Annotated in this window: 12 protein-coding genes; 9 read left to right on the top strand and 3 right to left on the bottom strand. The window is 60.4% G+C overall.

Annotated features, from left to right (window positions below; translation table 11 throughout):
• Positions 1–87 precede the first annotated feature (87 nt).
• The 4 genes from JZI28_RS12255 (at position 88) to JZI28_RS12240 (ending at position 3,494) form a co-directional block, all read left to right on the top strand.
• Complete coding sequence (locus JZI28_RS12255; RefSeq protein WP_295452856.1) at positions 88–456, top strand: helix-turn-helix domain-containing protein; 369 nt, start codon at positions 88–90, stop codon at positions 454–456.
• A 201-nt stretch (positions 457–657) separates the two neighbouring features.
• Positions 658–1,452, top strand: coding sequence for a histidinol-phosphatase (gene hisN, locus JZI28_RS12250; RefSeq protein WP_375697775.1), 795 nt, complete (start codon positions 658–660; stop codon positions 1,450–1,452).
• A 232-nt stretch (positions 1,453–1,684) separates the two neighbouring features.
• Positions 1,685–3,040, top strand: a complete 1,356-nt coding sequence (locus JZI28_RS12245; RefSeq protein WP_375697774.1) for an 8-oxoguanine deaminase — start codon at positions 1,685–1,687, stop codon at positions 3,038–3,040.
• A gap of 1 nt (position 3,041) precedes the next feature.
• Positions 3,042–3,494, top strand: coding sequence for a CAP domain-containing protein (locus JZI28_RS12240; RefSeq protein WP_375697773.1), 453 nt, complete (start codon positions 3,042–3,044; stop codon positions 3,492–3,494).
• 54 nt (positions 3,495–3,548) lie between these two features.
• On the opposite strand, the gene guaD is transcribed toward JZI28_RS12240, so the two are convergent.
• Entirely contained in the window at positions 3,549–4,835 is a 1,287-nt protein-coding gene (gene guaD, locus JZI28_RS12235) for a guanine deaminase (protein ID WP_375697772.1), read from the bottom strand.
• A 136-nt stretch (positions 4,836–4,971) separates the two neighbouring features.
• On the opposite strand from guaD, the gene mgtE reads away from it, so the two are divergent.
• From mgtE to JZI28_RS12215, 4 genes are all read left to right on the top strand, one after another.
• The gene (gene mgtE / locus JZI28_RS12230) at positions 4,972–6,363 is read left to right on the top strand and encodes a magnesium transporter (RefSeq protein WP_348155976.1); all 1,392 of its coding nucleotides are present in this window, start codon (positions 4,972–4,974) and stop codon (positions 6,361–6,363) included.
• A gap of 61 nt (positions 6,364–6,424) precedes the next feature.
• Complete coding sequence (locus JZI28_RS12225) at positions 6,425–6,982, top strand: 5-formyltetrahydrofolate cyclo-ligase (RefSeq protein WP_375697771.1); 558 nt, start codon at positions 6,425–6,427, stop codon at positions 6,980–6,982.
• A 133-nt stretch (positions 6,983–7,115) separates the two neighbouring features.
• The gene (locus tag JZI28_RS12220) at positions 7,116–7,934 is read left to right on the top strand and encodes a TIGR00282 family metallophosphoesterase (RefSeq protein WP_375697770.1); all 819 of its coding nucleotides are present in this window, start codon (positions 7,116–7,118) and stop codon (positions 7,932–7,934) included.
• A 198-nt stretch (positions 7,935–8,132) separates the two neighbouring features.
• Positions 8,133–9,911, top strand: coding sequence for an SLC13 family permease (locus JZI28_RS12215; RefSeq protein WP_375697769.1), 1,779 nt, complete (start codon positions 8,133–8,135; stop codon positions 9,909–9,911).
• 435 nt (positions 9,912–10,346) lie between these two features.
• Here JZI28_RS12215 and JZI28_RS12210 read toward each other — a convergent pair whose 3' ends face one another.
• Both JZI28_RS12210 and JZI28_RS12205 read right to left on the bottom strand, forming a co-directional pair.
• Positions 10,347–12,017: an FAD-binding dehydrogenase gene (locus tag JZI28_RS12210; protein ID WP_375697768.1), complete on the bottom strand. Its 1,671-nt coding sequence runs from the start codon at positions 12,015–12,017 to the stop codon at positions 10,347–10,349.
• 123 nt (positions 12,018–12,140) lie between these two features.
• Positions 12,141–13,916, bottom strand: coding sequence for an SLC13 family permease (locus JZI28_RS12205; RefSeq protein ID WP_353397516.1), 1,776 nt, complete (start codon positions 13,914–13,916; stop codon positions 12,141–12,143).
• Positions 13,917–14,077: 161 nt separating this feature from the next.
• On the opposite strand from JZI28_RS12205, the gene JZI28_RS12200 reads away from it, so the two are divergent.
• Positions 14,078–14,818 carry a YebC/PmpR family DNA-binding transcriptional regulator gene (locus JZI28_RS12200; protein WP_297340417.1) on the top strand — a complete coding sequence of 247 codons (741 nt, stop codon included), beginning with the start codon at positions 14,078–14,080 and terminating at the stop codon, positions 14,816–14,818.
• The last annotated feature ends 47 nt before the right edge of the window (positions 14,819–14,865 follow it).

Here is a 14,865-nt window from a genome sequence, read left to right as displayed (position 1 = left end):
GTGGCGGGTATTTTGAACACCTGCTTTGCTGCTGAAATACGATCCCATATCCGGGCAGGGATTTTTTGTTTAACTAGGAGATAGCGAATGGCTCATCCTGTAGATGTTCATGTTGGCAAACGTATTCGACACCGCCGGTGGCTTATTGGGAAAACCCAACAACAGCTGGCCGAACAGGTTGGTATCAAGTTCCAGCAGATTCAGAAGTATGAAACCGGTGCAAACCGCGTCAGCGCTTCGCGGCTCTGGGACATATCGGATGCGATGGATGTTCCTGTCAGCTTTTTCTTTGAAGGGCTTGATGAAGAGGGCAAGGCCGGCGGAAAATCCGCAGTGCCTGACGATCTGATGGGCGATAAAGAGGCTCTGGATCTGGTGCGCTCTTACTATGCAATTCCAGAAAACCAGCGTCGGCGCTTGTTTGAACTGGCCCGCGTCCTGAGTGACGTCGCTTAATCGTCCCGGCCTGATGCGTTTTGCATGAAGCAGCCCGGTGGCTGCGAGACCCAAGGCCGTTGCATATTTTGCTTGAACCGGCGCCACGAGAGTGGCACCGGTTTTTGCATGACTGATTTGGCCTAACTGGTTGGGCATGGCTGCTTTGCCGGGCTGTTCTGAGGCCGGAGTATTTCAGACAAAAATGTTTCAGGTGGATAGATGACACAGACAGCTTTGAGCGACATGCAGGTTGCGCACCAATTGGCCGATGCCGCTGGTAAGGTGATCTTGCCGTATTTCCGCAGCAGCGATCTGGGTGCGGAGAACAAGCTGAGCGAAGGATTTGATCCGGTTACGATCGCGGATCGGGCGGCAGAACAGGCAATGCGGGCCCTGCTGGCCGAGCTGCGGCCACAGGATGGTATTCTGGGCGAAGAGTTTCCTGCCAAGCCTGGCACGTCAGGGCGCACCTGGGTGCTGGATCCAATTGATGGCACCCGCGGCTTTATCAGCGGCACCCCGACCTGGGGGGTATTGATCGCCTTGTCGCAAGATGCGGGACCCATTCTGGGGGTGATTGATCAGCCCTATACCGCTGAGCGCTTCTCTGGCAGTGCAGACCTGGCCGAAATGACCGGGCCTTTGGGACGCAGGCCGTTAAAAACGCGCGCTATACAGGATCTGAGTGAAGCCATTTTGTTCACCACCTTTCCAGAGGTTGGCAGCCCTGAAGAGCGCGCAGGATTTGAACGTGTGGCGCAGCAGGTCAAGCTGACCCGCTATGGCATGGATTGCTATGCCTATGCGCTGTTGGCTGCCGGTCAGGTTGATCTGGTGATCGAGGCGGGGCTCAACGCTTATGATATTCAGGCCCCCATTGCGGTGATCGAGGCGGCGGGAGGGCGCGTCACCGATTGGCAGGGCGGGCCGGTCCATGAAGGCGGGAGGGCGCTGGCCGCCGCGACGCCGGAATTGCACGCGGCGGCCCTTCAGCGCCTGAACTGGCAGGGCTAAGCTGGTAGGGAGAGGGGGGAGCAGTTGGGGCTCTGCCCCCGCGGCCCTGAGGCCGCTCCCCCGAGATATTTGGGGAAAGATGAAACCTAGAGGGACTAGGTGCGTCGGTTTTCAGTCTTGAGGATTAGGCTGGGTCTGGGGTAGCTTTGGCTCAGGTCGAGTCCTTTGCCCGTTCTCTGTCGGCCTTGTTGCAACTCCATGAACCGAGGCGGGCCTTTATGGAGTATGCTAAATGGGCGAGATCCTCATTCAAAATGCCGATACCATCCTGACCATGGATGATGATGAGCGGGTAGTGCACAGGGCCGATGTGTTGATCCGCGACGGTGAAATTGCTGCTGTAGGGCAGGGGCTTGCCACGTCTGAGCTGGGCGGCGCAGCGCAGGTGGTTCGCGGTGAAGGCTGCGTGGTGACACCGGGGTTGGTCAATACCCACCATCATCTCTACCAGAACCTGACACGGGCGGTGCCTGGGGCTCAGGATGCTTTGCTCTTTGGCTGGCTGCAGCGGCTTTATCCGATCTGGAGCAGGTTTGGCCCGGAGGAGATGTTTGTTTCCGCTCAGTTGGGATTGGTTGAACTGGCCCTGTCCGGCTGCACGCTGAGCTCGGATCATCTGTATCTCTATCCCAATGGCGCCCGGCTGGAGGATACCATCCATGCTGCCGCTGAGGTGGGGCTGCGGTTTCATCCCACCCGCGGCGCCATGAGCATTGGCGAAAGCAAGGGCGGCTTGCCGCCGGATCATCTGGTGGAGGCCGAGGCGGCCATTCTGAACGATATGATCCGGGTGGTGGATGGATTTCACGATGCGGGTGATGGCGCGATGTGCCGGGTGGGGCTGGCGCCGTGTTCGCCCTTTTCGGTGAGCCGGGAGCTGATGCGCGACACGGCAGTATTGGCCCGCGACAAAGGCGTGATGCTGCATACGCATCTGGCTGAAAACGATGAAGATATCGCCTATAGCGAGGCGCAGTTTGGCTGTCGCCCGGGACAATATGCTGAGGACCTGGGCTGGACCGGGCCGGACGTGTGGCATGCCCATTGTGTCAAGCTGAACCCGGCTGAGATTGATCTCTTTGCCCGCAGCCGCACCGGGGTGGCCCATTGCCCCTGTTCCAATTGCCGCCTGGGATCGGGCATCGCGCCGGTGCGCCAGATGCGGGATGCGGGGGTGCCGGTGGGGCTGGGGGTTGATGGCTCTGCCAGCAACGATATGGCCAACCTGATGGGGGAGGCGCGCCAGACGCTGTTATTGCAGCGCGTGGCCCAGGGGGCTGACGCCATGAGCCCCTATGAGGCGCTGCAGATTGCCACCCGTGGCGGTGCCGATGTGCTGGGTCGCCCGGATTGCGGGCGGCTTGCGCCGGGGAAGCGTGCTGATGTGGCGATCTGGGATGTCTCGGGCGTGGCCTCCAGTGGCAGCTGGGATCCGGCGGCGCTGTTGTTGGCTGGGCCTTCGCAGGTCAAACACCTGTTTGTGGAGGGCCGCCAGGTGATCAACAATGGCGAGGTAACGACGCTGGATCTGCCGCGCTTGTTGGAGCGTCACCACCGTATGGCGCAGGCTTTGATGTTGGCGGGATGATATGAAATCCCTTTTTAAATCTGTGATCAGTCTGGCGCTTTGCCTGAGCATGGGCACGGGGGCTGCGTTTGCCAAAGATGTTGATCGCCAGGCGGCATTGCGTGGCCTGAATGATCTGCGCACCCAGCAGGGCCTGGCACCGTTGGGCTGGTCGCCCAGGCTGGAACAGGCGGCCCTGGGGCATGCAACGGACATGCGGCGGCGCGGCTTCTTTTCACATCAGGGCAGCTCCGGCAGCCGCGTCGGAGACCGGGTGCGCAAGCACGGATATGGCTGGTGTGTGGTTGCTGAAAACATTGCCAAGGGCCAGCCAAGCCTGCCCAGTGCCATGAACAGTTGGCGGCAGTCTCCAGCCCACCGCAAGAATATGCTGCACCGGGACGTGAGCGAGTTTGCGGTGGTGCGCGCAGAGGGCAACATCTGGGTAATGGTCTTGGCACGCCCTGGATGCTGAGGGGCAGGGGGCTGAGAGGGAGGCCCCCGCCATTTCCTCCAGATGCCTGCGTGGTTACTGGCGCACGCCGTTGATCCAGACCTCGGCAATGGCGCGGTCGTCCCCCATCATCAGCGTTGGGAACACCGCCTCCCAAAGATCGCCAGCACGGGCGCTGCGCTGGGCAATGGCGGGGGTGGAGGCGAGGTCCAGAACCACAAGATCGGCCTCCAGCCCAGGGGCGATATTGCCAATCTTGTCTTCCATGCGCAAAGCGGTGGCTGACCCTTGGGTGGCCAGCCAGATCAGCTCTGCGGCATGAAGCGGGCGGCCCCGCAATTGGCCGATCTCATAGGCGGCGGCCATGGTGCGCAGCATCGAAAAGCTGGAGCCACCGCCAGTATCTGTGGCCAGACCAATGCGCTGGCCCTCTGTTATCAAGCCGTCCATGTCAAACAGGCCAGAGCCGATAAAGGTGTTGGAGGTGGGGCAATGCACCAATGCAGCGCCATACTCGCGCAGCCGGTGGCGCTCTCGCTCTTCCAGGTGGATGGCGTGGCCATAGAGCCCACGGGCGCCGAGCAGGCCGAATTCTTCATAGGTATCCAGATAGTCCCGCGCCTGGGGAAACAGGGATTTGACCCACTCGATTTCATCAAGCTGTTCGCTCAGGTGGGTTTGCATCAGGCATTCGGGGTGTTCGCCCCAGAGCGCCCCCATGGCCTCTAGCTGCTGCGGCGTGGAGGTGGGGGAGAACCGCGGCGTGATGGCATATTCCAGCCGGTCCACCCCGTGCCAGCGCTGGATCAGCGCCTTGCTGTCGTCATAGGCGGACTGGGCGGTGTCGCGCAGCTCTGTGGGGGCGTTGCGATCCATGCAGGTCTTGCCGGTGACCACCCTTTGGCCACGGGCCTGTGCCGCACTGAAGAAGGCATCGACGCTTTCGGGGTGGATGGTGGCAAAGCTGCAGACTGTGGTGGTGCCATTGGCCTGGGTCAGATCCAGATAGCGGTCTGCGATCTCGCGGGCATAGGCCGCGTCGCCAAAGCGCATTTCCTCGGGAAAGGTATAGCTGTTGAGCCAGTCGATCAGCCGTTTGCCCCAGCTGGCGATAATGGCGGTCTGCGGGTAATGCACGTGGGCATCGACAAAGCCGGCCAGGATCAGCCTGGCCCCGTGGTCGATCACCTCGGCCTGTGGTTGCAGGGCCAACATGTCTTCAAATGTGCCACAGCCGACAACCCGGCCCTGTGCCAGCGCCACGGCGGCGCTGATCTGCACTGCCTCCTCTGGCGTTGCCATCGCAAAGGGGGAGGCGGTAAAGGACAGCACATGTCCGCGCAGGATAAATTCGCTCTGCATTTTGGGGCGTCCTTTTCTTGCCAAATCGCAGCCCGCAGGATACGCGCGCTCACAGTTCCGGTAAATTATCGTATTGTCATTGTTTTCTGGTAACTGCTTCTAGTAATTTGCAACCAATCTTAGCAAAGGGCAGCACATGAGCACAGGCAACGATACCCTCGGCAGTGATCAGCCCAAAGACGAAGGGTATGATCTCGACAGGCGACTCGTTGCAGGTATCCTGTTTGCAGTTGACCGCGATGACAAGGCAGCGCTTACCACGCTGATGGAGGATCTGCACGCGGCGGATATCGCCGACCTTCTGGAGCAGATCAACAGCTATGACCGGACCCGGTTGATCCGGCTTTTTGGTCGCGAATTTGACGGCGAGATCCTGTCTGAACTGGATGAAAGCATCCGTGAAGAGGTGATTGCCACGCTGAACCCAACGGTTCTGGCGGATGCGGTGCGCGAGCTGGAAACCGATGATGTTGTGGATCTGGTCGAAGACCTGGAAGAGCCACAGCAAGAGGCCATTCTGGAGGCGCTGGAGGATTCCGACCGGGTCGCGGTTGAACAATCGCTGAGCTACCCGGAAAATTCTGCTGGCCGCCTGATGCAGCGCGAAGTGGTTATGGCGCCCGAACATTGGAACGTCGGCCAGGCCATCGACTATATGCGCGAATCCGAGGATCTGCCGGAACAGTTCTATCACATGGTGCTGGTGGACCCGCGACTGCGCCCCATCGGCAATGTGACCCTTGGCCGGATCATGGGCACCAAACGCGAAGTGCCGCTCACGGATCTGCTGGAGGAGACCTTTCAGGTCATTCCCGCCGATCAGGATGAGGAAGACGTGGCCTATGCCTTTAACCAGTACCACTTGATCTCTGCGCCCGTCGTGGACGGTGACGGGCGTCTGGCCGGGGTGATCACCATTGATGATGCCATGGCGGTGCTGGATGAAGAACACGAAGAAGACATCCTGCGTCTGGCGGGTGTTGGCGATGAAAGCTCGCTGGCGGACCGGGTGATCGAAACCACCAAACGGCGGTTTCCCTGGTTGGCGGTCAATCTGGTAACTGCAGTGCTGGCTTCGCTGGTGATTGCCCAGTTCGAGGCCACCATTGCCCAGTTTGTCGCTCTGGCGGTGTTGATGCCGATCGTGGCCTCAATGGGGGGCAATGCGGGGACACAGTCGCTGACCGTGGCGGTACGGGCGATGGCGACCCGCGATTTGACCGGCTCCAACGTCTGGCGGGTGATCCGGCGCGAAGTACTGGTGGGGCTGGTCAACGGGGTGATCTTTGCCGTTGTCATGGGCGTGGTTGGCGTTATCTGGTTTGGCTCACCCGCGCTGGGCGGGGTGCTAGCTGCCGCAATGGTGATCAATCTTGTCGTCGCGGGGCTGGCAGGCACCGTGATCCCGGTTCTACTAGAGAAAATGGGCGTTGACCCGGCCTTGGCTTCTGGTGCCTTTGTAACAACCGTGACGGATGTGGTTGGGTTCTTTGCCTTCCTGGGGCTGGCGGCCTGGGTGCTTTTGTAGCCCAGGGTTTTGCAGGTCCTGATTTTTTACGCAGGCGAGCAACTTTCAAGAGGAGAGCGTGATGAGCGACCTGACCGAGATAAAGGCGGCAGCCCGCAAGGCTGCTTTTGCGCGGCGCAAGGCCGCTTTTGACCTCAAAACTCCAGGCGCGGCCGGGCATCTCTCCGAAGTGCTGGCAGGATATCGCGGCGTGCCGCTGTCTGGATTTCTGCCTATCCGCACCGAAATCGACCCGCTGCCCGCCATGGCAGAGGCCGCAGCCCATGGGCCGGTTGGGGTGCCGGTGATCCTGGGCCAGGGGCTGCCGCTGAAATTCAGCCGCTGGCAGCCGGATTGTGCCCTGCGCGATGGTCCCTTTGGCGCAGCGGTGCCAGAAGTCGACGACTTTTTTGAACCGGAAATCCTGATCGTGCCGCTGGTGGCGTTTGATGCCCAGGGCGGGCGTCTGGGCTATGGTGGCGGCTTTTATGACCGCACGCTGGAGCTGCTGCGGGGCAAGCGGGCGACATTGGCCATCGGGTTTGCCTTTGACGCACAGGAAGCGGCAGAGCTGCCCCTGGAAGAGACCGACCAACCCCTGGATATGGTGGTGACAGAAAGCCGCGTTGTGCAGTTTTAGCCTCCCCATTTGTGGCTTTGGGCCCAAGCACATGGAATTTGGCCCGGCGAGAATGCCGCAGGAGAGTCAAAAATCCGTGGGTATCATGCTCCGGGCTCTTGTCCTGCCAGGCTGGGCGGCCTAGGACAGCCCAATGCGAATTTTGTTTCTAGGCGATGTGATGGGCCGCGCCGGGCGCCGCGCTATCACCGAAAACCTGCCGCGGCTGCGTCAGGAATGGCGGCTCGACTTTGTCGTGGTCAATGGGGAAAACGCGTCCAACGGTATGGGGCTGAGCGGGGCACATGCCAAGCTGTTACTGGATGCCGGCGCGGACTGTCTGACCCTGGGCGATCACGCCTTTGATCAAAAAGACATGCTGCAATACATTGAAAAAGAGCCGCGTATCATCCGGCCTTTGAATTTTGCCAAAGGCGCGCCGGGGCGGGGGCACCGCCTGTTCGATGCCACTGGCGGGCGCAAGGTGCTGGTGACACAGGCGCTGGGCCAGGTCTTTATGAAACGGGCCTTTGATGATCCCTTTGGTGCAGTTGAGGCCGTGCTCAAGGCGCATCCGCGCGGCGGTCTGGCACAGGCTGTGATTGTTGACATGCACTGCGAAGCCACTTCTGAGAAGATGGCCATGGGGCATTTCTGCAACGGCCGGGCCTCGCTGGTTGTAGGCACCCATACCCATGTGCCAACAGGCGATGCGCAGATCCTGTCCAATGGCACAGGCTACCTGACTGATGCCGGCATGTGCGGCGATTACAACTCGGTGATTGGTATGGAAAAAACCGAGCCCCTGCGCCGGTTCCTGACCGGGATGCCCAAAAGCCGCTTTACGCCGGCCGAAGGTGAGGCAACCCTGTCGGGGGCGTTGATCGTGACGGATGATCGCACCGGCGAAACCAAAGAGATCCATATGGTGCGCAATGGTGGTTTGTTGCAGCCCTCCGGCCCGCAGGATTGAACCTGCGGCGTTTGGCTTTGAGGAAGAAATTCTCTCACCGTACCGTTTTTGTTGCATAAACTCCTTCTGTGCCGAGACAGCATCGCTGTTGCGGCATGAAACCATTGCTCCGCCAATTGCGATGAGAGAAACTGGCTGGTGGCAGGGTTTGGCGCCGATGTGCCGGCTCTGCCAGGGCAATTGGGGACAATCGATAAAATGGATCTGATCAGTTTTTCCCAGAATGGCAGTGCTGTGCTGTCCCTGGCCATCGTCGGACTGATGTTCGTCGCCTTCCTGCGCGAAATTTATCCAACCGAAGTGGTCGCGATGACCGGGGTGTCGTTGATGCTGGTCACCGGGGTTCTGCCCTATGATCGCGCCATAGCGGTCCTGTCCAACCCCGCACCCTGGACCATTGCGGCGATGTTTATCATCATGGGCGCCCTGGTGCGCACCGGGGCGCTGGATGCCTTTACCGCCCGGGCCCGCAAACAGGCGGAAGTCAGCCCCAAACGCGCCATTGCCTTGTTGATGGTCTTTGTGGTCGCGGCCTCTGCCGTGGTTTCGAACACCCCTGTGGTGGTGGTGATGATCCCGGTCTTTGTGCAGATTGCCCGTACCCTGGGGGTGACGGCGTCAAAAATGCTTATCCCGCTGAGCTATGCCGCCATCCTTGGTGGTACGCTGACTCTGATTGGCACCTCCACCAACCTGCTGGTTGACGGTGTGGCCCGGGCCCAGGGGTTGGAGCCTTTCTCTATCTTTGAAGTTACGCCTTTGGGCATCGTTTTGGTGATCTGGGGCATGATCTATCTGCGCTATATCTCGCCCCGTCTGCTGCCGGATCGTGACAGTATGGCGATGTTGCTCAGTGATCGCTCGAAAATGAAGTTCTTTACCGAGGCGGTTATCCCTCCCGAAAGCAACCTGATTGGCCGCGAAGTCACTGGGGTGCAGTTGTTCAAACGCCCCGGCGTGCGATTGATTGACTTGGTGCGCGGCGACGTCTCGCTGCGGCGCAGCCTTAAAGGTGTCGAGCTGCAGGTGGGGGACCGGGTGGTGCTGCGCACACAAATGACAGAACTGCTGAGCCTGCAGGCCAATAAGGAACTGAAGCGGGTGGATCAGGTTTCGGCGGTTGAGACCAAGACCGTAGAGGTGCTGGTGACGCCGGGCTGTCGTCTTGTGGGGCGCTCTCTGGGGGCCATGCGTCTGCGGCGGCGCTATGGTGTCTATGTTCTGGCGGTGCACCGGCGCAATCAGAACATTGGCGTCCAGCTGGATGATCTGGTGGTGCGGGTTGGTGACACGCTGCTGCTGGAAGGCGCTCCCGGTGATATTCAACGATTGGCAGCAGACATGGATATGGCGGATGTCTCGCAGCCGACCCAGCGGGCCTACCGGCGCAGCCATGCGCCTTTGGCGATTGTTGGCCTGTTGTCGATCGTCGGACTGGCGGCACTTGCGGTGGCGCCGATCCTGTTGCTGTCGATTGTTGTTGTGGCCCTGGTGTTGATCACCCGCTGCATCGATGCGGATGAAGCCTTTTCTTTTGTCGATGGGCGGCTTCTGGCGCTGATCTTTTCCATGCTGGCCATTGGCGCCGCCCTGGAAAGCTCGGGCGCGGTCAGCCTGATTGCTGAGGCAATAGCCCCGGCGTTGACAGGTCTGCCGCCCTTTGTGCTGGTCTGGGCGATCTATCTGCTGACCTCGGTACTGACCGAGCTGGTGTCCAACAATGCTGTTGCGGTGGTGGTGACGCCTATTGCGGTTGGGTTGGCGCAGGCCATTGGCGTTGACCCGCGCCCACTGGTGGTGGCGGTGATGGTGGCGGCCTCGGCCTCGTTTGCCACGCCCATCGGTTATCAGACAAATATGCTGGTCTATGGTCCAGGCGGCTATAAATTCACCGATTTCCTGCGGGTTGGCATTCCGCTCAATCTCAGCATTGGGCTTTTGGCCTCGGCGCTGATCCCCTACCTCTGGCCCCTGTGAGCCTAGCCTGAGAGGCCGCTAAGACCCACCTTGAGAGCGGATGGTTGAGGCAGGATGTTGCCGAAAATCTGCGGCAAAAAGTGAAATTTGTAATCTTCGCCCTATATTAGATGGATAGATATTTTTGACGAGGGCGTATTGATGAGTTTTAGACGTGGATTTTTGGTTTTCTTGTTCGTTGCTGCATCCGGGATCGCACTGCTGTCCCAGGCTATGACATAACTGGATCGTGACATGCTTGGGCCAGGACACACCTGGGCCATGGCAAACCACAGGCATGGCGTAACAGCATGCCTGGGTAACCCCAGCGCTTTGTGCGCGCCCATCTGCGCTGTCACAGGCGGCGCAACGTGCTTTTGCAGCGCAGGGGCATAAGACTGCAGACGGCGCGATAGCAAAGCTGAAATGTAGCGGTGTTTTCGTTCCTGGCAGGCTTCAGGCAATCAAATCAGATCGTCCAGCCTGGCGACCAGAGAACAGGCAACCGCCGAGAAAAGTCCCCTCCAGCGCGTTGTAGCCGTGATAGCCCCCGCCGCCAAACCCTGCTGCTTCGCCGACTGCAAACAGCCCCGGCACCGCCGCCCCGTCGGCGCCGACCATCTGGCTGTCCAGATTTGTCTGTAGCCCGCCCAGGGTCTTGCGGGTGAGGATGTTCAGCCGAACGGCAATCAACGGACCATTCTTGCGCTCCAGTATGCGATGCGGTTTTGCGGTGCGGATCAGCCGATCGCCACGATAGTTGCGGGCGGCATTGATGGCAATCACCTGGGCATCTTTGGCAAACGGATTGTCTACCTGGGCGTCGCGGGCCTCGATCTGGCGGCGCAAATGGGTCTCCTCCAGCGGCACCTCGGCGATCCGGTTCATGCCCTCGACCAGTTCTGCCAGCGTATCGGCGACAACAAAATCCTGCCCGTGTTTCTTAAAGGCTTCCACCGGGGCCGGGGCGCCGCCGCGCGACATCAGGCGGGCGCGGATCACCTCCAGCCATTTGCCCGAGGTGAGATCGGGGTTCTGTTCCGATCCTGACAGCGCAAATTCCTTTTCGATGATCTTTTGGCTCAGCACGAACCAGCTGTAATCATAGCCGGTTTTCAGGATCTCTTTCAGGGTTGCCAGGGTGTCAAAGCCGGGCAGGCAGGGTGCCTGCAATCTGTTTCCAAGCGCATCGAACCACATGGACGACGGTCCTGGCAGGATGCGAATGCCATGGTTGGGCCAGATTGGATCCCAGTTGCGCAGGCCTTCGGTATAGTGCCACATGCGGCCGCCATTGATCACATGTCCGCCTGCGGCCTCTGCAATGGGGATCATCCGCCCGTCCACATGGAAGGGCACACCCGCCACCATGTTTTCTGGCGGCGCGCCCAGCCGGTCACGAGGCCAGTTCTTGCGCACCAGGTCCAAATTGCCACCAATGCCGCCTGATGCCACGATGACCGAGGGCGCGTAGACCTCGAATTCACCGATTTCCTGGCGGTTTGTCTTAGCGCCTTGTGGGGCGGAATCTGCGGCCAGTACCTCGCCAGATACACCTTTGACCTCGCCTGCCTGCACGATGATATGGCTCACCTGATGGCGAAACCGGCAGATCACGCGCCCGGCAGCGACATGGGCCTGCAGCCGGGTGGCAAAAGGCGCCACAACGCCGGGGCCTGTGCCCCAGGTGACGTGAAAGCGGGGAACCGAATTGCCATGGCCTTCGGCGCCGCTGCCGCCACGTTCCGCCCAGCCAACGATGGGAAACCAGCGCATGCCCATCTCATGCAGCCAGGGGCGCATTTCACTGGCGGAAAAATCCAGATAGGCGCGGGCCCATTGCTTTGGCCAGTCGTCCTCGGCGCGGTCAAACTGAGCACTGCCCATCCAGTCCCGCCGGGCCAGGTCGTGGCTGTCGGTGATGCCCATGCGCCGCTGTTCCGGCGTGTCGATCATGAACAGCCCGCCAAGGCTCCAATGGGCCTGTCCGCCCAGAAACTGCGCCGGTTCCTGGTCCAGCAGGATCACCCGCTTGCCGCGATCGCCCAGCTCGCAGGCGGCCACAAGCCCAGCAATGCCGGCGCCAACAATGATCACATCTGCATGGGTATCTATACTGTCGCTCATCTGCCTCTCCCGCTTTGGCTGTGTTCAGCCTATGCGCAGCCAGTGGCCTAGGGCAATTCCTTCGGTGCCTTGCCGTAGGGTTCACGCCCATTGTCTGCTGTAATCGGGCAGGACGCCCCAGGTTTACATTGGCCAGAACACCAGAATAGACGGGATCGAAACGGCGATCACCAGGATCTCCAGCGGCAGCCCCATGCGCCAGTAGTCACCAAACTGATAGCCGCCGGGGCCCAGAACCAGGGTGTTGTTCTTATGCCCGATCGGGGTGAGAAAGGCCGCAGAGGCGGCCACGGCGACCGCCATCAAAAACGGATCGGGAGACACCCCCATTGCATTGGCCATCTGGATGCCAACGGGGGCAGCAACAATGGCGGTGGCGGTATTGTTCAACACATCCGACAGGGTCATGGTGACCACCATCAGAACCGTCAGCACCATCCAGGAGGGCAGGCCGGCGGTAAGGTCGATCAACCCATTGGCAATCAAGGCGGTGCCGCCGGAGGCATCCAGGGCAGCGCCAAGGGGAATCATCGACCCCAATAAAACGACCACCGGCCATTCCACGTGATCATAGATTTCCGCAACCGGCAGCACCTTGATCAGCACATAGCCAACCACCACCAGCCCCAGTGCGACCGGCAGGTAGACCAGTCCCAGCGAGGCGGCGAGCACCGCCAAGGCAAACATCCCGATTGCCGCCCAGGTCTTGTCATCGGCGGTCACAGCCAGACCGCGCTGAGCCAGAGGCAGGCAGCCCAGCCATTCGGTCACATCGGCGCCGCGATCCCGGGGGCAGAGCAGCAGCAGGATATCGCCGGCCTCGATTTCTGTCTGACGAATATGTTTGGTCAGGCGTCGCCCCTGCCGCGACAGGCCCAACAAAACGGCGCTTTGCCGCCAGGCCAGTCCCAGCGCCTGGGCCGAGCGGCCATTGATGCGGGAGGTTTCCGGCACCACCACCTCAATGACTTCCAGCCCTTCACCGGCAGCGGTGAGCTTTTCCTGGCGCGCGGCGTCAGAAAAATTCAGCGACAGCGAGGTGCGAAACTCGTCCAGCGCCTCGGGTCTGGCTTCGATCACCAGGGTATCGCCAGCCTGCAGAACCGATCCGGCGGAGCGGCCATAGCGGCGCTTGCCATCGCGGATCAATCCCAGAATGGCCACATCCGCCTGTTCGGCGTCTTTGTCGAGCATGCCAAGCCGTTTGCCGATCAGCTTTGATTCCTCAGGTATTGTGAGTTCTGCCATGTAATCAGCCAATTGCGCCTCGGTATTCCCCGCGCCAGTTTCGCGCTGGGGGATCAGGCGCCAACCAATCAGGGCGACAAAGGCAAGCCCGGCAAGGGCTGCAATGCCGCCCACCGGCGCGAAATCAAACATGCCAAAGGGTTCGCCCATGGTCTCCTGCCGGATCGCGGCGATGATGATATTTGGCGGCGTACCGATCAGCGTCGCCATGCCGCCCAGGATGGTGGCAAAGGACAGCGGCATCAGGCTCAACCCCGGTGCGCGCCCGGCCTTGCGGGCGGTCTGAATATCCACCGGCATCAGCAGCGCCAGCGCCGCGACATTGTTCATAAAGGCCGAAAGCACCGCACCGATGCCGCCCATCAGCCCGATATGGCTGCCAAGCGTGCGCGAGCTGTCCACCAGGGTTCGGGTGATCAGAAAGACCGCCCCCGAGCGCACCAGCCCGGCCGAGACGATCAGCACCAGCGCCACCACCAGCGTCGCCGGATGGCCAAAGCCGGAAAAGGCCTCCTTGGTGGGGACCAGGCCCAGCACAACAGCGATCATCAGCGCTGAGAAAGCGACGATGTCGTAGCGAAAGCGTCCCCAGAGGAACATGCCAAAGACGGCGGCGAAAATGGCAAACAATGCGGTCTGTTCAAATGTCATGGCGCCACTCTAGCCATTGGCGCAACAGGGGCAAGGCGACACTGGCGTTGTTGCCGGATATTGCCCCGGATTCTGCTTGCCTGTCAGCAGTGCTTGAAAGCTGCCCCTGCCACAGGCTATATGAGCGCCAATTCAAGCATGCACGACACAAAGGATCTACCATGGCAGGCCATTCAAAATGGGCAAACATCCAGCATCGCAAGGGCCGTCAGGACGCTGTGCGGTCGAAACTGTTTTCCAAACTGGCCAAGGAGATCACCGTGGCCGCCAAGATGGGCGACCCTGATGTCGATAAGAACCCCCGTCTGCGTCTGGCTGTCAAAGAGGCCAAAAGCCAGTCGGTGCCCAAGGATGTGATCGAACGTGCGATCAAAAAGGCGATTGGCGGCGACGCTGAAAACTATGATGAGATCCGCTATGAGGGCTATGGCCCCAGCGGTGTCGCCGTCATCGTCGAAACCATGACTGACAACAAAAACCGCACCGCCTCCACTGTGCGCTCGACCTTCTCCAAGAACGGTGGCAACCTGGGCGAGACGGGGTCGGTTGGCTTTATGTTCGATCGCAAGGGCGAAGTGACCTACAAGGCTGAGGTTGGCGATGCCGACACGGTGATGATGGCCGCGATCGAGGCGGGCGCCGAAGACGTGGAATCCACAGAGGATGGCCACACGATCTATTGCGAAGACAGCGAGCTCAACGATGTGTCCAATGCGCTGGAAAAAGAGCTGGGCGAATCTGAGAGCACCAAGCTGGTGTGGAAACCGACCACCACCACAGAGCTGGACCTTGAAGGCATGCAAAAGCTGATGAAGCTGGTGGATGCGCTGGAAGACGACGATGATGTGCAGCGCGTCACCACCAATTTTGAAGCCTCTGACGAGGTGATGGAGCAGCTCTGATCTGCCCTGCCTTATTGGCTGTCCACAAACCCTGGATACTCACGAAA

It is taken from the genome of Pseudophaeobacter sp. TrK17 (assembly GCF_042192375.1).
GTDB lineage: Bacteria > Pseudomonadota > Alphaproteobacteria > Rhodobacterales > Rhodobacteraceae > Pseudophaeobacter.
The sequence above is the reverse complement of the archived record's forward strand: the minus strand, read 5'-3'. Positions and strand labels throughout refer to the sequence as shown.

What these genes read in the sequence shown, in the direction of transcription:
- JZI28_RS12255 (WP_295452856.1), top strand. Translation starts at nt 88, where the DNA reads ATGGCTCATCCTGTAGATGTTCATGTTGGCAAACGTATTCGACACCGC.
- hisN (WP_375697775.1), top strand. Translation starts at nt 658, where the DNA reads ATGACACAGACAGCTTTGAGCGACATGCAGGTTGCGCACCAATTGGCC.
- JZI28_RS12245 (WP_375697774.1), top strand. Translation starts at nt 1,685, where the DNA reads ATGGGCGAGATCCTCATTCAAAATGCCGATACCATCCTGACCATGGAT.
- JZI28_RS12240 (WP_375697773.1), top strand. Translation starts at nt 3,042, where the DNA reads ATGAAATCCCTTTTTAAATCTGTGATCAGTCTGGCGCTTTGCCTGAGC.
- guaD (WP_375697772.1), bottom strand. Translation starts at nt 4,835, where the DNA reads ATGCAGAGCGAATTTATCCTGCGCGGACATGTGCTGTCCTTTACCGCC.
- mgtE (WP_348155976.1), top strand. Translation starts at nt 4,972, where the DNA reads ATGAGCACAGGCAACGATACCCTCGGCAGTGATCAGCCCAAAGACGAA.
- JZI28_RS12225 (WP_375697771.1), top strand. Translation starts at nt 6,425, where the DNA reads ATGAGCGACCTGACCGAGATAAAGGCGGCAGCCCGCAAGGCTGCTTTT.
- JZI28_RS12220 (WP_375697770.1), top strand. Translation starts at nt 7,116, where the DNA reads ATGCGAATTTTGTTTCTAGGCGATGTGATGGGCCGCGCCGGGCGCCGC.
- JZI28_RS12215 (WP_375697769.1), top strand. Translation starts at nt 8,133, where the DNA reads ATGGATCTGATCAGTTTTTCCCAGAATGGCAGTGCTGTGCTGTCCCTG.
- JZI28_RS12210 (WP_375697768.1), bottom strand. Translation starts at nt 12,017, where the DNA reads ATGAGCGACAGTATAGATACCCATGCAGATGTGATCATTGTTGGCGCC.
- JZI28_RS12205 (WP_353397516.1), bottom strand. Translation starts at nt 13,916, where the DNA reads ATGACATTTGAACAGACCGCATTGTTTGCCATTTTCGCCGCCGTCTTT.
- JZI28_RS12200 (WP_297340417.1), top strand. Translation starts at nt 14,078, where the DNA reads ATGGCAGGCCATTCAAAATGGGCAAACATCCAGCATCGCAAGGGCCGT.